We start from the raw sequence: 19,460 nt of genomic DNA on the forward strand, positions 1-19,460 counted from the left end.
CGTGTGCGGGTGCAGTGCGGCGCAAACAGGGTTTCCTCGCGGATTTTTTCTGCGTAATCCTCGGTTTGTTAAGGTCTTTCCGCTCTGGCGCCACCGCGATTGGGGCTTGGAACAATGACGAAGCGACGTCGGCAAGTGATGTCGAATAAGGTGTCAGGGGTCGGATTGTGAAGTTGGGGATGGGGGACGAAACGTCCGCGGATCGCCCGATTGATCCGCGGCCGGTCTTGGTCGTGACGGGATTGGTGCAGGAGGCCCGCATTGCGGCTGGGCCCGGCATGATGGTCATCTGCAGCTCGAGCGATCCCAAGCAATTGCGCTCGCTGCTCACCGTGTTCGATCCCACCTCGATCCGCGGCGTCGTCAGCTTCGGCGTGGCCGGCGGCCTCGATCCGAGCCTGAAGGCCGGCGACATCGTCGTCGCCACCGAAGTGACCGCCGGTGACGCCCGCTGGCTCTCGGGCCTGTCGCTGCGCGAGGAGCATATTGCCCGCGCCGCCCTGAAAAAGCGCCGTGTCGTGCGCGGCGTGCTTGCCGGCGCCGAGGAGGTGGTGGTGGCGCAGGCCCGCAAGGCCGCGCTGCGGATGAAGACCGGTGCGGCCGCCGTCGACATGGAGAGCCACATCGCCGCCGCCTATGCCGCCGAATACGGGCTGCCCTTCGCCGCGCTGCGCGTGATCTCCGATCCTGCCCATCGCACGCTGCCGTCGCTCGCCAAGGACGCGATCAAGCCGAACGGCGACATCGACCTGCCGATGATCCTGCGCGGCCTCGCCCGCAATCCGACCGTGTTGGGCGGCCTGGTGTCGACCGGCATCGAGTTCAACCGTGCCCTCCGCTCGCTTCGCGGCGCCCGGGACCTGCTGCTGAGCGGTCTGCTCGCGGCCGAGCATTTCCTCGAGTCCGAGACCCTGGCCGCCGCCGAGGCGTGAGGCCCGGACTCGCGAACGCTCGCTGATTTTATCGGCGAGGTTCTCCACTCATTCAGCTTGCTCCGTCATTGCGAGCGCAGCGAAGCCATCCAGAGTGGTGCGCGGAACCCTGGGTTGCTTCGCTGCGCTCGCAATGACGCGTGGAGAGAGCTTCGCCACAAGGTGGGGTGTCCGCGCTGTAGCTTAGTCTCCGATCGCTCCCGACTATCATCGCAAACGAAACGGCCGCCGGTTGCCCGGCGGCCGCTTTGCTTTTGGTTGGTATCTATCAGTCGGATCAGGCCGCGGTCGACGCCTTCTGCTGCGCCTCGACGGCCTCGTCGCGGCGGATCTCGGAGAGGCGCTTCTGCACCTCGGAAGAGAACACGTACTGCGCCGGGCGCTGCTTGGAGAGGTCGATCTCCGGCGCCATGGGGCCCTCGGTCTTGATGCCGCGCATCGAGACCATCATCGCCTTGATCGGGTTGCTCAGCGCCGCGTTCGCCGCAGTGGCTTCGTAGCCGCAATGCGCCATGCAGTCGGCGCACTTCTCGTACTTGCCGGTGCCGTAGGAGTCCCAGTCGGTGGTCTCCATCAGCTCCTTGAAGGTCTTGGTATAGCCTTCACCGAGCAGATAGCAGGGCTTCTGCCAGCCGAAGATGTTGCGGGCAGGCATGCCCCAGGGCGTGCACTCGAACTCCTGGTTGCCGGCGAGGAAGTCGAGGAAGAGGCCGGAATGCATGAAGTTCCACTTCTTGCCCTTGCCGAGCTTGAAGACGTCGCGGAACAGCTGCTTGGTCTTGGTGCGGTTCAGGAAGTGCTCCTGGTCCGGCGCGCGCTCATAGGCATAGCCGGGCGACATGGTGACGCCGACGCCGAGCTCGGTGGTGAAGTCCAGGAACTTGGCGATCTCCTCGGCCGGGTGGCCGTCGAACACGGTGGCGTTGACGTTGACCGTAAAGCCGCGCGCCTTGGCGGCCTTGATCGCCGAGACGGCGCGGTCGAACACGCCCTTCTGCGACACCGCCTTGTCGTGATGCTCGCGCAGGCCGTCGAGATGCACCGAGAAGAACAGATAGGGCGACGGCTCGAACAGATCGAGCTTCTTCTCAAGCAGCAGCGCGTTGGTGCAGAGCGAGACGAACTTCTTGCGGGCGACCAGGCCGCGCACGATCTCGCCGATCTCCTTGTGGATCAGCGGCTCGCCGCCGGGGATCGCCACCATCGGCGCGCCGCACTCGTCGGCCGCATCCCAGCACTCCTGCGCGCTCATGCGGCGGTTGAGGATCGCGTCCGGATAGTCGATCTTGCCGCAGCCGGCGCATGCCAGATTGCAGCGGAACAGCGGCTCCAGCATCAGAACGAGGGGATAGCGTTTGCGGCCGAGAAGCTTCTGCTTCATCAGATAGGCCCCGATACGCAGTTCCTTATGGAAGGGGATTGCCATTACGTCTCTTCTTTCTGGACCAAACGAGGACCGATCAGCCCGCGACCAGCTCGGCCGGCAGGCGGAATTCAATGTTTTCTTCCCGCCCCGGGACCACCGCGACCTCAACCGGTCCAATGCGCCGCAAAGCCTGTATCACGTCGTCGACGAGCACTTCAGGGGCCGAGGCGCCGGCGGTGATGCCGACGGCCTTGGCGTCCTTCAGCCAAACCGGATTCAGCTCGCTCCCGTCTGCGATCAGATAGCTCGCGATCCCGGCCTCGGTGCCGATCTCGCGCAGTCTGTTCGAGTTGGAGCTGTTGGCGGCGCCCACCACCAGGATGACGTCCACCAGCTTGCTCAAGTCCCTTACCGCAGATTGCCGGTTCTGTGTCGCATAGCAGATATCCCGGATATCGGGACCTTGAAGGTCTGTAAAGCGGGCCTGGAGGGCTGAAATGATGTCCTTGGTATCGTCCACGCTCAGCGTGGTCTGGGTGATATAGGCCATCGGGGTGTCCAGCGGCAGGGGCAGGGCCGCCACATCGGCGGTGTTCTGCACCAGGTATACCGGTCCGGGAACTTGTCCCATGGTTCCCTCAACCTCCGGATGGCCGGCATGGCCAATCAACACCAGGGTACGGCCCCTGGCCATGTAGCGCTTGCCCTGGTTGTGAACCTTGGTCACCAGCGGGCAGGTGGCATTGAGGACCGGCAGGCCGCGGGCGGCTGCCTCTTCTTCGACCGTTCGTGCCACGCCGTGGGCGCTGAACACGGTCACAGCGCGCGGTGGCACTTCCGAAAGGTCCTCGACGAAAACAGCGCCCTTGGCCTTCAGGCTCTCGACCACGTGCTTGTTGTGCACGATCTCGTGGCGCACATAGACCGGCGGGCCGTACTTCTCCAGCGCGCGCTCGACGATCTCGATCGCGCGCACCACGCCAGCACAAAACCCGCGCGGTTGCGCGAGATACACCTGCAAGGGACGTCCGTCAGCCACGTTGCCTCACTTTCGACCTGCCACCTCCGTGCGTGCGAGTGGGGTGCAATATCCGCACCAGGGCGAATGCCCCAATTTGCCCGCATGACCATGGAAGCGCAGGGCTTTGTGTCAAAAATCGAGCAGAGAGGAAAGCCGGTTTGCAACTCGATCGCATGTGACCGCCGGCACACAGCGATCCAGGCCTCGAAGGTAATTTAGTAATTATAAATTAATTCAGTTAACTGAGCTACTTATGCTCTCACTCGTTCGTCACTTTACCGCCGAGAACAGCCGCTATATCAGCCGCCCCGACGGTTCCGCGCATCGTTCGACCTGATCCGCCGTCCAGGGACCATCCTCGTCTCCGAAGGCTGGGCCAAACCGGGCTGGGGCTTGCTCCGAGCCCTGGCGCTGGCCACGGAACTCCGCCATGAAGCGGACGTTTCCGCCCAGCTCTTTAAACATTAGAAAGTCACGAAGTGCTGACCACGTTTGTCGTCTCGATCGTCAAGGCCTGCACCCGGTTCGCCTGGCCGACATTGATTGCGGGCCTGCTCTTGTCGGTAGGCGCGGGGGTCTACACGGCCCGCCATTTCTCCATCAACACCGACATCAACAAGCTGATCTCCCCGGAGCTCGACTGGCGCAAGCGCGACCAGCAGTATGAGCAGGCGTTCGATCGCGACCGCATGATCCTGGGCGTGGTCGAGGCGGCGACCCCCGAGCTGACCGGTGTGGCGGCGGACGCGCTCGCCAAGAAGCTGAAGGGCGACACCGCCAACTTCTCGTCCGTGGAGCTGCTCGGCGGCGGCGAGTTCTTCGCCCGGAACGGCCTGCTGTTCCTGCCGACCGAGGAGGTCAAGCAGCTCACCGAGCAGTTCACCGCGGCGGCGCCCCTGGTCGAGATCATGGCCGGCGATCCCTCGATCCGCGGCCTGACCGGCGCGCTCGAGACCGGCCTTGCCGGCGTCAAGCGCGGCCAGGTCAAGCTCGACAACGCCGCGCGTCCGTTCGACTACATCTCGCAGACCGTCGAGACCGTGCTCGACAAGGGCGATGCGACCTTCTCCTGGCGTCAGCTGATCTCCGACAAGCCGCTCGAAGACAGCGACAAGCGCGCCTTCATCCAGTTCAAGCCGATCCTCGACTACCAGGCATTGGAGCCCGGCAAGGCCGCGACCGATGCGATCCGCCAAGCCGCGGCCGAGCTCGATTTCCCGAACCGCTTTCACGCCCGCGTGCGCCTGACCGGGCCGGTGCCGATCGCCAACGAGGAATACGCCACCGTGCAGGAGGGCGCCGTCGTCAACGGCATCGGCACCGTGGTCGTCGTGCTGATCATCCTGTGGCTGGCGCTGCATTCGGCCAAGATCATCTCGGCGGTGTTCATCAACCTGTTCATCGGCCTTGCCCTCACCACGGCGGTCGGCCTGATGATGGTGGGATCGCTCAACCTGCTGTCGGTGGCGTTCGCCGTGCTGTTCATCGGCCTCGGCGTCGATTTCGGCATCCAGTTCAGCGTGCGCTATCGCTCCGAGCGCTTCAAGAATGACGACCTGCCCGAGGCGCTCGCCGAAGCTGCGCGGCGCTCCGCCGTGCCGCTGTCGCTCGCGGCGATGGCGACGGCTGCCGGCTTCCTGTGCTTCCTGCCGACCGACTACAAGGGCATTTCCGAGCTCGGCGCCATCGCCGGCGCCGGCATGATCATCGCCTTCCTGTCCTCGATCACGGTGCTGCCGGCGCTGCTCAAGATCCTCAATCCGCCCGGCGAGAAAGAGCCGGTCGGCTACGCCTTCCTGGCACCGCTCGACGATTTCCTGGAGAAGCACCGCGTGCCGATCATCGTCGGCACGCTCGGCCTCGTCATCGCCGGCCTGCCGCTGCTCTATTACATGAAGTTCGACTTCAACCCGATGAACCTGCGCAATCCCCACGCCGAGTCGATTGCGACCTATCTCGATCTGCGAAAGGATCCGAACACCGGGGCGAACGCGATCGACGTGCTGACCCGCTCGGAGAGCGAAGCGAAGGCAATCGAGGCCAAGCTCGAGAAGCTGCCGGAAGTGGCGCGCGTGATGTCGCTCGACAGCTTCGTGCCCCAGGACCAGCCGGCCAAGCTGAAGCTGATCGCACAGGGCGCCAAGGTGCTGGGACCGGCGCTCAATCCCGATCAGGTCGATGCGGCACCGAGCGACAAGGAAAACATCGACGCGCTGAACTCGACCGTCGACAATCTCCGGCGCACGGCGGGGGAAGACAAGGGCCCCGGCGCTGCGGCGGCGCGGCGCCTCGCAGACGCGCTTGCCAAGCTCGCGGGCGCGAGCGAAGCGGTGCGGAGCAAGGCCCAGGCCGTGTTCGTCGAGCCGTGGAAGATCACGCTCGCGCAACTCAGCGCCACGTTGCAGGCGCAGCCGGTCACCTTGGCCAATCTGCCGCCTGAGCTCGTGTCGCAGTGGAAGAGCAAGGACGGCCTGATTCGCGTCGAGGCGCAGCCCAAGGGCGATCCGAACGACAACGACAATCTCAGGCGGTTCGCGAATGCCGTGCTGACGGCGGAGCCCAATGCGATCGGCGGCCCGGTCTCGATCCTGAAATCGGGTGACACGATCGTGAAGGCGTTCATCCACGCCGGCATCTACTCGCTGGTCGTGATCAGCCTGCTGTTGTGGGTGACCCTGAAGCGCTTCTCCGACGTGCTGATGACGCTGGTGCCTCTCCTGGTTGCCGGCGCCGTCACGCTCGAGATCTGCGTCCTGATCAAGCTGCCGCTGAACTTCGCCAACATCGTTGCGCTGCCGCTGCTGCTCGGCATCGGCGTCGCGTTCAAGATCTACTACGTGGTGGCGTGGCGCGGCGGCCGCACCAATTTGCTGCAGACCAGCCTGACCCGGGCGATCTTCTTCAGCGCGCTGACGACGGCGACCGCTTTCGGCAGCCTGTGGCTGTCGAGCCATCCCGGCACATCCAGCATGGGCAAGCTGCTGGCGTTGTCGCTCGTCACCACGCTTGCCGCCGTGCTGCTGTTCCAGCCGGCCTTGATGGGCAAGCCCCGCGAGGTCCACGAATAGCGGCGAGCGAGTCGCAAAAGGAAAAAGCGGCCGATGCACTCGGCCGCTTTTTTATTGATGGGTATCGGACGACTTAGCGGGGCCGTGCCACGTCGGGCAGCAGGCAGATGTCGCCGATTTGATCGGCGGGCTTCGGCGCCGGTCTGGCCGCGGCAACCGTGCCGCTGCTGTGGCCGGCTGCCGCTTTCGGAGCCGGAGCAGGGGCGGGTGCAATTGGTTTCTGTGTACCTTTGGCCATGCTGTTGACGGGGCTCGACGGGATCGGCGGGCCAACCCGCGTCCAGGTCTCGCCGCCGCACAGGAAGCCGAGCACACAGCCCTTGATTTCCAGATGGTCGGCGTCGGTCGGCGTGATCGTCGAACTGTAGAGCTGGCCGTCCTTGGCGTTGTAGACTTGGCCTTCCCACGCCTCGGCGCCCGGCTTCTTCTTCATGTCGATCAGGATCGGCATGCCGAGCGTCGGCCGGCTCTGCCGGGCCGGATCGGGATTGTTGGCGTCCCGGCCGCCCGGGGTCTTTTCCCAGGCCACCACGCCCCACATGCTGCCATTGCATTGTGCGACTCGGATGTTGGCGACGCCGTCGGCGACCCGCCAGTCGCCTGTGGGATCAGCCGCGAGCGCAGAAGAAATTCCTGCTGCGAACACCACTGCGGAGTATGCTATCGTTGTCGACATGAGAGATCTAAGGCGATGCAACATTGGCAGAAACCCGTGCTTGCTTTGATGGTGCGAATGAGGGCAAAACGCCGCATTGCGCGTTTTCAGTTGACGTCACGTCCATCAACCGAAGTATGTAGCCGATGGTAAAACCCAATCTAGACGTTTCCGAGATGTTTGTGGAGCGCCAAGCGCAGCGCAGCACGATGCACTCTCGGCATCTGAACGAGCAACTGGTCCGGGTTCTCAAAACGATTGGATATGATGTCGGGTTCCAGAAGGGACAAGGGCAGTATCTCTACGATCGTGACGGGGCCCGCTATCTTGACCTGCTCAGCGGTTTTGGTGTCTTCGCCATCGGGCGCAACCATCCGACTCTCCGTGACGCGCTGAAGAGCGTTCTCGACAGCGACCTGCCGAACCTCGTCCAGCTCGATGTCTCCACACTCGCGGGCGTTCTTGCCGAGCGGCTGCTGGAATATGTCCCGTACCTGGACAAGGTGTTCTTCGCGAATTCGGGTGCCGAGACCGTCGAAGCCGCAATCAAATTCGCGCGGGGCGCGACGGGGCGGCCTGGCATCGTCTATTGCGGGCACTCCTATCATGGCCTGACCTATGGCGCGCTGTCGCTGACCGAGGATCCAAACTTCCGCAACGGCTTCGAGCCGCTGCTGCCGGGCTGCACGGCGGTTCCGTTCAACGATCTCGCTGCGCTTGAGCAGGCGCTGTCGTCACGCGAGATCGCCGCCTTCATCGTCGAGCCCATCCAGGGCAAGGGCGTCAACATGCCCTCCGACGAGTTCCTGCCCGGCGCTGCTGCGCTCTGCAAGAAATACGGCACCATCTTCATCGCCGACGAGATCCAGACGGGGATGGGCCGGACCGGTCGGTTCCTCGCGGTGGAACACTGGAATGTCGAGCCTGACATGGTGCTGCTGTCGAAGGCACTGTCGGGCGGTCACGTTCCGGTCGGCGCGCTGCTCACGCGCAAGCAGATCTTCGACAAGATCTTCAACCGCATGGATCGCGCGGTCGTGCATGGCTCAACCTTCGCCAAGAACGATCTGGCCATGGCCGCGGGCATCGCGACCCTCGAGGTGATGAAGGCGGAGAAGCTGGTCGAGGCCGCCGCCAAGCGCGGCGCCGAGCTGCGGTTGGCGCTGACGCGGATGGTGCCCGGCTACGAGCTGCTCAAGGAAGTGCGCGGCAAGGGCCTGATGATCGGCGTCGAATTCGGTCCGCCGAAATCGCTGCGCCTCAAGGCGTCCTGGACCATGCTGGAAAGCGCCAACAAGGGCCTGTTCTGCCAGCTGATCACGGTGCCGCTGTTCAAGGATCACAAGATCCTGACCCAGGTCGCCGGCCACGGCCTGCACACCATCAAGCTGCTGCCGCCGTTGACGATCACGGAAGAGGACTGCACCTGGATCGAACGGGCCTTCGACGACGTCATCGCCCAGAGCCACAAGGTCCCCGGCGCGATCTGGTCGCTCGGCAAGACCCTGGTCGACAACGCCATCCGCAAGTCGGCGTGAACCGAGCGGCTTGTAAGTACAACGAGCGGCTGGTCAGTACAAAGAGGCACCCTCGCGGCATACTCACTGTCATCGCCCGGCTTGACCGGGCGATCCGGTACGCCGAGACATGTGATCACCTCGATGGGCCGCGGCGTACGGGAGGCCCGCCTGCGCGGGCATGACAGCGGGGATGCGGCTGCGAGGGAGAGGCAAAGGCGGGGAGCGCCGTGCCCACCATCTGATTGCTCGTTCGTTCGCGGCGGGCACCCTTCGCTTTGCCGCCCTACGGTTTCAGATAAAATCTCCGTCATTGCGAGCGCAGCGAAGCAATCCAGGGCTGCGCAAGGACTCTGGATTGCTTCGCTGCGCTCGCAATGACGAAGCGAGAGACTCAGCTGCTCCCACCCATCGCCCGCTCGAACCGTTCGCCGAACTCGTTGAGCTCGTCGACATTGATGTCGCTCACAGCCCAGTAGCTCAGGCCGCGGTCGCGCCACGAGCGGATGTTGAAGCCTTGCAGAGCATCGAGCCGGGCAGTCCGGCGCTCAGTTGACGACGTCTGCGCTACGAACAGATTGATCACATGCTGACGGCGGCGATAGACCACGGCACCGATCGCGCGCGCATCGACGTAATCGAGCCGGCCGCCGATCAGGGTGAATCCCTGCGCAGTGAGATCGATCACCGGTGGTGCGACATCGAGCTTGCCGTTGAACCACGGCTTCACCGTGTGTTGATCGGTCGAGATCACATCGGTCAGGTGTCCGGCCTGCAGCGAGCGCAGATGCGCCGAGACGATCTCGGCCTCGATGCGCTGCTGATCGTCGTTGCGCAGCACGATCGCGACGAGGCCGGTCGCGGCCAGCGCCGACACGACTGAGCCGATGGCGAAGCCTTTCAGCAACGATCGGCGGCTCGGCGCCGCCGCGAGCGCCGTCACGTTCGAGATCTGCGCGGGCGGCAACTCGGCCTCGATCCGCTGGCGCAAGGCGGCGGGCGCCTCGTAAGTCAGGTCAGCGCCGGCCAGTGCCCGCTTCATTTCATTGATGGCCGCGAACTCCGAGGCGCAGCGCGGGCAGCTCGCCACATGGGCCTCGACCTCGCGCGCATGGCCGGCGTCGAGCTCGCCGTCGGCGAGCGCGTGGATCAGGATCTCGGCTTCATCGCAGGTCATCATTGTGGCTCCTCCTGCGCGAGCCAGGCGGCGCGCAGCATCGCACGGGCGCGCGCCAGCCGCGACGTCACGGTACCGACCGGAACGCCGGCAGCCTCCGCGACTTCGCGATAGGACAGATTGTTGATCTCGCGCAGCACCAAGGTTTCGCGAAACGGCTCGGGCAGCGTGGCGATCATCGCTTGTATCGCCGACGCATCGTGCTCGCGGAGGACGGTGCCCTCCGGCGTCTCGGCGCTCTCCTGCCAGATCGGCGCCTGCTCGGCAGCCTCGGGCGTATCGTCGAGCATCTTGACCGGCGCGACGGCGCGCCTGGCAAACTCGGCGTGGCAGACGTTGCGCAGGATCGCGAACAGCCACGGCTTCATCGCCGGGCCGCGATAGGTGTCGAAGTGCTTCAGCGCGCGCAGATAGCATTCCTGCACGGCGTCCTCAGCGTCTGCGGGATTGCGCAGCAGATAGCGCGCCAGCGTGTAGACGTCGTCCAGATAGGGCAGCGCCGCCTCGCGGAAGCGCCGCGCTCTCTCGGGATCGTCTTGCGATGGGGACACCGCCGTCCTTTCCGGTTCGGTTCGTGGCGTCACCGCCGGGGCGACAGCTCGCTGCCGGCCCGGCCACGACGCAATGCTCATGCCCTGGTTTGCGAAGCTACTCAACCTTGACCATCCCCGTCATGTGCGGATGCAGCGAGCAGAAGTACTTGTAGTCGCCGCGGGACACGAAAGTGAACGAGAAGCTGTCGTCGGTATCGAGTGTCTTCGAGCGGTACTTGCCCGCTGACACCACCGTATGTGGGATGTCGTCGTGATTGGTCCAGGTGACGGTGTCGCCGACCTTCACCGTCACCTCTGCCGGCGCGAAGGTGAAGTTGTCGATCGCGACCTTGATGGTCTCGGCGTGCAGCGGCGCGATGCCGAGCGTGGCGGCAGAGAGAGCGAGGCGAATGCTCCGCCCCAGCGATACTGATATCGTCATGCGATCGATCCTCAGCCCGCCAGCGGTGTGTCGATGATCGCGAGCCGCTCGTCGCCGACCTTGAAGTCGATGCTGGCGATGCCGAGCAGGCTGCGCAGCCGGGCATCCTCGACCTTCATCGGCCCAGGCGAGGGCGCCGTGCCCGGCGCCGGCTGCGGGAACGCGGTCGAGCGCGCGGTGTGGAAGGTGACGTTGCCCTCGACCTTCTGCATCACCTGATGGATGTGGCCATTCAGCACCGTCACCGAGCCGAAGCCCTTGAGCATGTCGAGCGCCCGGCCGCCATCCTCGGTGCCCCAGCCCCATTGCGGATACACCGTCCACAGCGGGATGTGCGCGAACACCACGATCGGCGTCGATTTCGAGCGACCCTTCAGGTCCTGCTCCAGCCAGGCCAACTGTTCAGCGCCGAGATTGCCGAGCCCGCCGGCCTTGAGATCGACGACGTTGACGAGCCCGATGAAGTGCACGCCGCTTGCATCGAACGAATACCAGCCCGCGCCGCGCGTGCCCTTGCCGTAGCGCTCCTTGTAGAGCTTGACGTCCTCGTCGAGGAAATCATGCTCGCCTGGGACGTAGTGCACGTCGAGCCGCGTCTGCGAGATGATGCGGTCGGCGTCGTCGAACTCCGCCGCCTTCGACAGGTGCGAGATGTCGCCGGTGTGGATCATGAAGGCCGGCTTGGCCGGCATCGCCTTGATGCGGTTGACGGCTTCTTCCAGCGTCCCGATCGCGTTCGGATTGGCCGGCTTGTCGAAGCCGACATGGCTGTCGCTGATTTGCAGGAAGGAGAGGCCCTGCGCCCGCTGTTCGGCCGCTTGCGCCGCATCGATCAGGCCCAGCGACCGTGGCACGCCGCCTGCGATCGTCCACAGCACGCCGGTCCCGGCCCAGGTCATGCATTCCAGGACCTTGCGGCGGCTGGCGCCTCGGTCATCGTGATTGTCGAAGCTCATGGTGCTCTCCCATCGCCCGCACGGGGCTGACAAGCGAGGAGAGCGGAGCAGGCGACGATTTATTCCCGGCGAATGCAGGTCTTTGCGAGATGACGCGTTCGTGATCATGCCTTTGATGGCACGCGGTTCGCATACTCAAGCATGATATCGGCCGGGCAGCGCATGGACCATAGAACGGCCAGCGGCAGCGTGGCTGCTGATGTTGGATGCAAAGCCAATGCATGACCGCCTGACTCCGAATATCCAGCAGGCCGACACGGCCAGCGGCCGCATCGTGCCGCTCGACCGCGCCCGAACCTTCATCACGCTGTCGGTCGTGCTGTATCACTCCGCCATCAACTACACTTATTTCGGCCAGGGCGGCGACCGCATGCACTGGCTCGGCTTCGATCTGGTCGCGCTGTTTAACGACAGCTACTTCATGTCGTGCATGTTCTTTATTTCCGGTCTGTTCGTGCCGGCGAGCCTGGAGAGGAGGGGCGCCGGAGGCTATCTCGGCCGCCGCACGCTGCGGCTCGGCGTGCCCTACATCGTGTCGATCTTCGTGATCATGCCGATCGCCTATTACCGTTACTACGTGGCGGAAGACCAGTTCACGACGGTGTGGGAACGAATGATCTCCACGGGCCCGTGGCCGTCGGGCTCGGCATGGTTTCTCGGCGTGCTCTTGATCTTCGACCTGTTCGCGGCCCTCGCTTGGACTCTGGCGCCGCGGGCGATCCCGGCGCTCGGGCGCTTCGCCGGCACGCTGCTGCGCTCTCCACTGACGGGTTTCCTGGTCTTCCTGGCCATCGCCAACGCCGCCTATCTGCCGCCGCATCTCATCTTCGGCGACGGGTTGTGGTTCATGCCCGGCCATTTCCCGCTGCCGCTGCAGGCCAGCCGCGCGCTGCTCTATCCGACGTTCTTCGTGGCCGGCATCGCGATCGGTGCCGCCGGCCTGCGCACCGGCCCGTTCGCGCAGGACGGCGCGCTGGTGCGGCGCTGGGCGGTCTGGTTCGGTCTGTCCTACGCCTGCTATGGCCTGATCCTGTTGCTCGCTTACGCCCACCACAACTGGATCGCCGATTTCGACTCGCCGCCGCTGTGGTGGCGGGCGGCCTATGGGGGCGCGGTCGCAAGCTTCTGCGCGTCGATGGCGTTCGGCGTGCCGACCTTCTTCCTGCGCTGGGCGAGGGCGCCGCTTTCGATGATGGACCGCATGCAGCCCTCGGCCTACGGCATCTATCTCCTGCACTTCCTGCCGCTGCTCTGGTTGCAATATCTGGTGTTCGATCCCGCGTGGCCCGCCGCGGTGAAGTTCGCCATCGTGCTAGTGGGGACGCTGATCGTGAGCTGGGGAGCGGCTGCGCTGTTGCGGCGAGTGCCGTTGGTTGCGCGGATCATCTGAAAGCAGAGAGTTGGGTTGGGGCCCTGGATTGCTTCGCTTCGCTCGCAATGACGATTGTGGCGGGCACCGAGCGCCGCCACGAACGCCGTCATCGCGAGCGTAGCGACGCGATCCAGGGGCCACGGACGCGACTGTTGAATGCGTCCGGCGCTTCGTCGCCGTGGCAATCATCTGCCGTACGATGGTGGGCACGCGCCGCTTTTCGGCGTCGCTTTGCCTACCCTACGTATTCGCTGCATGAAGTGACGACAGGCGGATGACGGCTCAGACGTTATTCCCACTGTGCTGTATCGCGTCCGATGGTCGCGTGCTGTCAGAGACGTGTCAGCTTGGACGGCTAAATCTCTGCAGGTTCGCGCGGCGTAAGCGTACAGCCCATCGTCAGGAGTTCGATCTCGCGTCATGCCGCCCGTGACAGGCGGGCGGCATGGAGATCGTCAGCGCCCATCCTCCAAAATCATCCCCGCCGCTTTCTCCGCGATCATCGCCGTCGGCGTGTTGGTGTTGCCTGAGGTGATCGTCGGCATGATCGAGGCGTCGGCGATGCGCAGGCCGTCAAGGCCGCGGAAGCGCAGCCGTTCGTCGACCACCGCCATCGGATCGTCGGCGGTGCCCATCTTGGCCGTGCCGACGGGATGAAAGATCGTGGTGCCGATGTCGCCGGCGGCCTTGGCGAGCGCGGCGTCGTCGTCGCCGACAGCGGGGCCGGGGAGATACTCCTCCGGCTTGTACGCCGACAGCGCGCTCTGCTTCATCAGCCGCCGCGTGACGCGGATGGCGTCCGCCGCCACCTGGCGGTCGTCCGCGGTGGCCAGGTAGTTCGGCGCGATCGACGGAGCCTCGTCGATCCTGGCGGATCTGATCCGCACCGTGCCGCGCGAACTCGGCCGCAGATTGCAGGCGCTGACGGTGATCGCGGGGAAGCGATGCAGGGGATCGCCGAACTTGTCGAGCGACAGCGGCTGCACGTGGAACTGGATGTTGGCGCGATCGCGCCGGGGATCCGAGCGCGTGAAGATGCCGAGCTGCGACGGCGCCATGGTCAGCGGGCCACGCCGGCGGAAGGCGTAGTCGAGACCCATCAGGCCGCGCCGCATCAGCGAGTAGTAGGTCTCGTTGAGCGTCTTCACGCCGGACACCTTGTAGATCGCGCGCTGCTGCAGATGGTCCTGCAGGTTGCGACCGACGCCGGGCTTGTCGATGACGACATCGATGCCGAGTTCGCCGAGCCAGTCCGCCGGCCCGATGCCCGAGCGCTGCAGCACCTGCACCGAGCCGATCGAGCCGGCGCTCAGGATCACCTCGCCCTTGGTGCGCGCCTCGATGGTTTCGCCGTTCTGCCGGAAGCGCACGCCGACCGCGCGGCCGTTCTCGACGATCAGGCGATCGACATGGACATTGGTTTCGAGCCGGAGATTTGGCCGGTTCAGCGCCGGCTTGAGGAATCCCCGCGCCGACGACCAGCGCCGGCCGCGCTTCTGGTTGACGTGGAAATAGCTGATGCCTTCATTGTCGCCGGTATTGAAGTCCGGGATGCGGCGGATGCCCATCTGCTCGGCGGCGTCGCCGACCGCGTCCAGCACCGCCCAGGACAGCCTGGGCGCCTCGATCCGCCAGCCGCCGCCAACGCCGTGGTGCTCGCTCTCGCCGAGGAAATGATCCTCCAGCTTGCGGAACACCGGCAGCACGTCGGAATAGGACCAGCCGGCCAGCCCGAGCTGGCGCCAATGGTCGTAGTCGGCGGCCTGGCCGCGCATCGAGATCATGGCGTTGATGGCCGAGCAGCCGCCGATCACCTTGCCGCGGGGATAGGCGAGCGAACGGCCGTTCAGGCCGGGCTCGGCCTCGGTGCGGAACATCCAGTCGGAGCGGGGATTGCCGATCGCGAACAGGTAGCCGACCGGAATATGGAACCAGATCCAGTTGTCGTGGCCGCCAGCCTCGAGGATCAGGATCCGGGTCTTCGGATCGGCCGACAGCCGGTTGGCGAGGATGCAGCCGGCGGTGCCGGCGCCCACCACGATGTAGTCGTATTCCCCGTCGAGCTGGCGTCCCATCGGCATTCCCTTCCCGTCTTTGCGAGGCTTTTAGTCAGCCGGGCTGGTCGCGGACAAGCGCCACGTTCATGGCTGGTTGACCGAGCCATGAGACAGGCGCAGCCCGGATCATGCTCAGATCTTGGGCGGTGCGACTTTTGCATGCTAGAACGGCTCAAATCCCTTCTGGAGTTACGAGATTTCCCATGCCCATCGTCAACCGCGTCGCCGATCTGCAGCCCGATATCCAGGCCTGGCGGCGGGATATCCATTCGCATCCCGAGCTGCTCTATGACGTGCACCGGACCGCGGCCTTCGTGGCCGACCGGCTGCGCGAGTTCGGCTGTGACGAGGTGGTGACCGGTCTCGGCAAGACCGGCGTGGTCGGCGTCATCAAGGGCCGCAAGCCCGGCAATGGCGATGTGAAGGTGCTCGGCCTGCGCGCCGACATGGATGCGCTGCCGATCGAAGAGATCACCGGGCTGCCTTATGCCTCCAAGACTCCGGGCATGATGCACGCCTGCGGCCATGACGGCCACACCGCGATGCTGCTTGGAGCCGCGCGCTATCTCGCCGAGACCCGCAACTTCGCCGGCGAGGTCGCCGTGATCTTCCAGCCGGCCGAGGAGGGCGGCGGCGGTGCCGATGCGATGATCAAGGACGGCCTGATCGAGCGCTTCAAGATCGACCAGGTCTATGGCATGCACAACGGCCCGGGCCTTCCGGTCGGTGCCTTCGCGATCCGCCAGGGGCCGCTGATGGCTTCGACCGACTCGGTCGACATCACCATCGAAGGCCATGGCGGCCACGCCGCCAAGCCACATAATTGCATCGACTCGCTGATGGTCGGCGCCCAGCTCGTCACCGCGCTGCAGCAGGTCGTCGCCCGCAACGTCGATCCGCTCGAGGCGGCCGTGCTCTCGATCTGCGAGTTCCACGCCGGCAATGCCCGCAACGTGATCCCGCAGAGTGCGGTGCTGCGCGGCACCGTCCGCACGCTGACGCCGAAGGTGCGCGAGCTGATGGAGAAGCGCGTGCGCGAGGTCGTTTCCGGCGTGGCGCAGATGACGGGCGCCAAGATTGACCTGGCCTATACCCGCGGCTATCCGGTGGTGGTCAATCACGCCGAGCAGACCGAGATCGCGATCCGCGCCGCCAAGGAGGTCGCAGGCGATGCCAACGTGCACGAGATGCCGCCGATGATGGGCGGCGAGGACTTTGCCTACATGCTCGAAGCCCGCCCCGGCGCCTTCATCTTCGTCGGCAATGGCGACTCGGCCGGGCTGCATCACCCCGCCTACAACTTCAACGACGAGGCGATCGTCTACGGCACCTCGTTCTTCATCAAGGTGGTGGAGAACACGCTGGCGGCGTGAGCTTCGGCCAGGAACGCTCTCGTCGAATGGCCGGGCTCGACCCGGCCATTTGCGTTTACGCCGTAGCGTCAGGCCGCGTGGGCGCGCTTGAGCGCGGCCGCGGCGATCTTCAGGTCTTTCACGAACAGCGCGTATTCCCGCGCCTTGGCCTCGGCGTCGGGCAGGCGGAGCAAATAGGATGGGTGCACGGTGATCATCGCCTGGGGACCGTCGGCCAAGTCAACGATGTGGCCGCGGTTCTTGGTGACCTGCGTGATCTTGCCGAACACCGCCTGCGCGGCGGTTGCACCCATCGCCACGACCAGAGCGGGCCGGACGGCGGCGAGCTCGCGCTCGTACCAGGGACGGCAGGCCTTGATCTCTGGCGTCGCCGGCTTCTGGTGCAGCCGGATCTTGCCGCGCGGCACGAACTTGAAATGCTTCACGGCATTGGTGACGTAGACTTTGGTCCGGTCGATGCCGGCCTCCTCTAGAGCGCGGTCGAGCATCTGTCCGGCCGGGCCGACGAAGGGATGGCCGGCGAGGTCCTCCTTGTCGCCGGGCTGCTCGCCGACCAGCATCAGGGGCGCATGCTCCGGGCCTTCGCCGAACACGGTCTGCGTCGCGTCCTTCCACAGCGGGCAGGCGCGGCAGGCGGCAGCCTCTTCACGCAAGGTCTCAAGATCGGTCGCCTCGACATCACGTGAGGTCTGAGCAGCAGGCGCGTGCACCTTCGGCTTGCGGGTCATCGCGGTCTCCTCGACGCGTTTCTGCGGCTTGTGCGGCTCGGTGCCTTCATCGGCGATCATCATGGATGTGCGCCGGCTGGCTTCCGCGATCAGCGGCTGGATCAGCTTCGCCTCGGGCAGGTTCTGCCAATATTTCTTCGGCATCTCCTTTTCCATCGCCTTCACTTTCAGCCGTGCCGGATTGAAAATGCTGGCGTAATAGCGCAGCCACACCTCTTCGAGTCGGTCTTCGGTCGGCGCTTCAGCCTTGCTCACCCCCGGTGTGAAGGACACGCGGCTGCCGTCCCAATGCGCGCAGAGTTCGGGCGTCAGGATCGACCACGGCATGTCGGCGAAGCGGCGGGCGAAGAACGGCGCGGCGCGTTCGACGATGTGATGCTCCGGCTCGAACCACGCGACGTAGCGCGCCTCGCGCTCGCGGCCGACCTCGCGGAAGCGGACGAAGGCGTGCATCTTGTGGACGTCGCGGCGCACCGCGCGCGCCAGCGCATTGGCCTGCGCGACGTCGGGATCGGTCGCGATGTCCATCAGGTCGTGGTTGGTGCGCAGACGCCACAGCAGCCGGTAGAGCAGGGCGAAGCGGATGGGATCGCTGTGCAGGATCGCGCTCTCGGCCAGCTCCATGAAGCTCGCGGGCACGGAGAATGCGCCCTTGGGGACGTCGGGCAGCCGTGTCTCCGACTGATCGTCGAACAGATCAGCCGCCGCGCCCTTGACCCGCCAGCTCACATCGGCGACCCTGACGTCGTTCATCGCCAGCGCCCGCGCCGCCCGACGCCAGCCGTCGAAATCGGTGTCGCTGTCGAGGGTTACGACGTGCATTTGGCACATACTCTCCGCGTCGTCATGCCCGGCCCCCGTGCCGGGCATCCACGTCGTGCCTCAAACAAGGACGTGGATGGCCGGGACAAGCCCGGCCATGACGGGTCAATTAGAATCCAAATCCCAGCTGTCGCGGTTTCGGCCGCAGCCGGGCTCTGAGGCTGGCGCCGTCCAGCAGTGACGGCGACGGCCGGTGGTCGGAGAGAACGATGAACGGCAGCGCCTTGTTCCGGATGACGTTGAGCTGGGCGAGATCCGCGAAGCGGATCGTCGTGGTGCGTCGGGTGGCGAGGATGCGCTGCACGGTGCGGGTGCCGAAGCCGGGCACACGCAGCAGCTCTTCGCGGCTGGCGGTGTTGATGTCGAGCGGGAAGCGGTCGCGGTGGCGCAGCGCCCAGGCGAGCTTGGGGTCGATGTCGAGCGGCAGCATGCCTTCGCCTTCCTCGACAATCTCCTCGGCGTCGAAGCCGTAGAACCGCATCAGCCAGTCGGCCTGGTACAGCCGGTGCTCGCGCACGAGCGGCGGGGCCCGCAGCGGCAGCGCGCGGCTGGCATCGGGGATCGGGCTGAAGGCCGAGTAATACACGCGCTTCAGCTTGTAGGCGCCGTAGAGATTGGCCGAGGTCGACAGGATGGTCCGGTCATTGGCGGCGTCCGCGCCGACGATCATCTGCGTGCTCTGGCCGGCCGGCGCGAAGCGCGGCGGCCGGGCGCGGCGCACCGTCTTCTTCGCCTCCGCCGTCTCGTCGAGCTTGAGCCGGAGGCGACCCATGGTGCGGCGGATCGCGCGCTGGTCCTTCTCCGGCGCCAGCCTGGTCAGGCTGTCCTCCAGCGGCGTCTCGATGTTGATGCTGAGCCGGTCGGCATATCTGCCGGCCTCCGCGATCAGCGCCTCATCAGCCTCCGGAATCGTCTTCAGATGGATGTAGCCGCGGAAGCGATGCTCCTCGCGCAATTTGCGCGCAACCGAGACGACCTGCTCCATCGTGTAGTCGGGACTTCGGATGATGCCCGACGACAGGAACAGCCCCTCGATGTAGTTGCGGCGATAGAAGTCGATCGTGAGCTTCACGACCTCGTCGACCGTGAAGCGCGCGCGCGGCACGTTGGAGGAGGCGCGGTTGACGCAATACAGGCAGTCGAAGTTGCAGGCGTTGGTCAGCAAAATCTTGAGCAGCGAGATGCAGCGTCCGTCCGGCGCATAGGAGTGGCAGATGCCCATGCCCGGCGCCGTCGAGCCGAGCCCTTTGCCGTCACGGGAATCCCGCATCTCCGTACCGCTGGAGGCGCAGGACGCGTCGTACTTGGCGGCATCGGCCAGGATCTCCAGTTTGCGCAGCAGCTCCATGCTTTTGAATCCCTTTGATTCCACTCGTTGAATCCGCACCGGGTCAATCCCGATTGACTCTCTCGGACGCGTTAGCTTTATATTAGAACGTAT

Annotated in this window: 15 protein-coding genes; 5 read left to right on the forward strand and 10 right to left on the reverse strand. The window is 65.2% G+C overall.

Annotation, left to right across the window (positions count from 1 at the left end):
* Positions 1–167 precede the first annotated feature (167 nt).
* A complete protein-coding gene (locus QXZ94_RS03335) occupies positions 168–932 on the forward strand; it encodes a phosphorylase (RefSeq protein ID WP_376698580.1) in 765 nt (254 codons plus the stop codon).
* A gap of 277 nt (positions 933–1,209) precedes the next feature.
* On the opposite strand, the gene hpnH is transcribed toward QXZ94_RS03335, so the two are convergent.
* The gene (gene hpnH, locus QXZ94_RS03340; protein ID WP_315719228.1) at positions 1,210–2,358 is read right to left on the reverse strand and encodes an adenosyl-hopene transferase HpnH; all 1,149 of its coding nucleotides are present in this window, start codon (positions 2,356–2,358) and stop codon (positions 1,210–1,212) included.
* A 34-nt stretch (positions 2,359–2,392) separates the two neighbouring features.
* On the reverse strand, positions 2,393–3,319 hold the full coding sequence (gene ispH, locus QXZ94_RS03345) for a 4-hydroxy-3-methylbut-2-enyl diphosphate reductase (RefSeq protein WP_315719229.1): 927 nt from the start codon (positions 3,317–3,319) through the stop codon (positions 2,393–2,395).
* 479 nt (positions 3,320–3,798) lie between these two features.
* On the opposite strand from ispH, the gene QXZ94_RS03350 reads away from it, so the two are divergent.
* Positions 3,799–6,387, forward strand: a complete 2,589-nt coding sequence (locus QXZ94_RS03350; protein ID WP_315719230.1) for an MMPL family transporter — start codon at positions 3,799–3,801, stop codon at positions 6,385–6,387.
* 73 nt (positions 6,388–6,460) lie between these two features.
* Here the strand turns inward: QXZ94_RS03350 and QXZ94_RS03355 are convergent, their stop codons facing one another.
* Positions 6,461–7,087 (reverse strand): DUF2147 domain-containing protein, encoded by a 627-nt coding sequence (locus tag QXZ94_RS03355; RefSeq protein WP_172134228.1) that lies wholly within the window; start codon positions 7,085–7,087, stop codon positions 6,461–6,463.
* 101 nt (positions 7,088–7,188) lie between these two features.
* On the opposite strand from QXZ94_RS03355, the gene hpnO reads away from it, so the two are divergent.
* Positions 7,189–8,580, forward strand: a complete 1,392-nt coding sequence (gene hpnO / locus QXZ94_RS03360) for an aminobacteriohopanetriol synthase HpnO (RefSeq protein ID WP_315719231.1) — start codon at positions 7,189–7,191, stop codon at positions 8,578–8,580.
* 373 nt (positions 8,581–8,953) lie between these two features.
* On the opposite strand, the gene QXZ94_RS03365 is transcribed toward hpnO, so the two are convergent.
* The 4 genes from QXZ94_RS03365 to QXZ94_RS03380 form a co-directional block, all read right to left on the reverse strand.
* Complete coding sequence (locus QXZ94_RS03365; protein ID WP_315726067.1) at positions 8,954–9,736, reverse strand: anti-sigma factor; 783 nt, start codon at positions 9,734–9,736, stop codon at positions 8,954–8,956.
* Positions 9,736–10,287, reverse strand: coding sequence for a sigma-70 family RNA polymerase sigma factor (locus QXZ94_RS03370; RefSeq protein WP_315719232.1), 552 nt, complete (start codon positions 10,285–10,287; stop codon positions 9,736–9,738). The genes QXZ94_RS03365 and QXZ94_RS03370 overlap by 1 nt, the downstream gene beginning before the upstream one ends.
* A gap of 97 nt (positions 10,288–10,384) precedes the next feature.
* Entirely contained in the window at positions 10,385–10,711 is a 327-nt protein-coding gene (locus QXZ94_RS03375; RefSeq protein ID WP_315719233.1) for a cupredoxin family copper-binding protein, read from the reverse strand.
* 11 nt (positions 10,712–10,722) lie between these two features.
* Positions 10,723–11,667, reverse strand: a complete 945-nt coding sequence (locus QXZ94_RS03380) for a metallophosphoesterase family protein (RefSeq protein ID WP_315719234.1) — start codon at positions 11,665–11,667, stop codon at positions 10,723–10,725.
* 217 nt (positions 11,668–11,884) lie between these two features.
* On the opposite strand from QXZ94_RS03380, the gene QXZ94_RS03385 reads away from it, so the two are divergent.
* Positions 11,885–13,057 (forward strand): acyltransferase, encoded by a 1,173-nt coding sequence (locus QXZ94_RS03385; protein ID WP_315719235.1) that lies wholly within the window; start codon positions 11,885–11,887, stop codon positions 13,055–13,057.
* Between the two features lie 437 nt (positions 13,058–13,494).
* On the opposite strand, the gene QXZ94_RS03390 is transcribed toward QXZ94_RS03385, so the two are convergent.
* Positions 13,495–15,114 (reverse strand): GMC family oxidoreductase, encoded by a 1,620-nt coding sequence (locus QXZ94_RS03390; RefSeq protein ID WP_315726069.1) that lies wholly within the window; start codon positions 15,112–15,114, stop codon positions 13,495–13,497.
* A 185-nt stretch (positions 15,115–15,299) separates the two neighbouring features.
* Here QXZ94_RS03390 and QXZ94_RS03395 point away from each other — a divergent pair, with 185 nt between their 5' ends.
* The gene (locus QXZ94_RS03395; RefSeq protein ID WP_315719236.1) at positions 15,300–16,469 is read left to right on the forward strand and encodes a M20 aminoacylase family protein; all 1,170 of its coding nucleotides are present in this window, start codon (positions 15,300–15,302) and stop codon (positions 16,467–16,469) included.
* A gap of 68 nt (positions 16,470–16,537) precedes the next feature.
* On the opposite strand, the gene QXZ94_RS03400 is transcribed toward QXZ94_RS03395, so the two are convergent.
* The gene (locus QXZ94_RS03400; RefSeq protein ID WP_315719237.1) at positions 16,538–18,019 is read right to left on the reverse strand and encodes a UdgX family uracil-DNA binding protein; all 1,482 of its coding nucleotides are present in this window, start codon (positions 18,017–18,019) and stop codon (positions 16,538–16,540) included.
* A 109-nt stretch (positions 18,020–18,128) separates the two neighbouring features.
* The gene (locus QXZ94_RS03405; RefSeq protein WP_315719238.1) at positions 18,129–19,367 is read right to left on the reverse strand and encodes a putative DNA modification/repair radical SAM protein; all 1,239 of its coding nucleotides are present in this window, start codon (positions 19,365–19,367) and stop codon (positions 18,129–18,131) included.
* Positions 19,368–19,460: the final 93 nt, after the last annotated feature.

The sequence above is a fragment of the Bradyrhizobium sp. SZCCHNS2022 genome, from assembly GCF_032377575.1.
Taxonomy (GTDB): domain Bacteria; phylum Pseudomonadota; class Alphaproteobacteria; order Rhizobiales; family Xanthobacteraceae; genus Bradyrhizobium; species Bradyrhizobium aeschynomenes.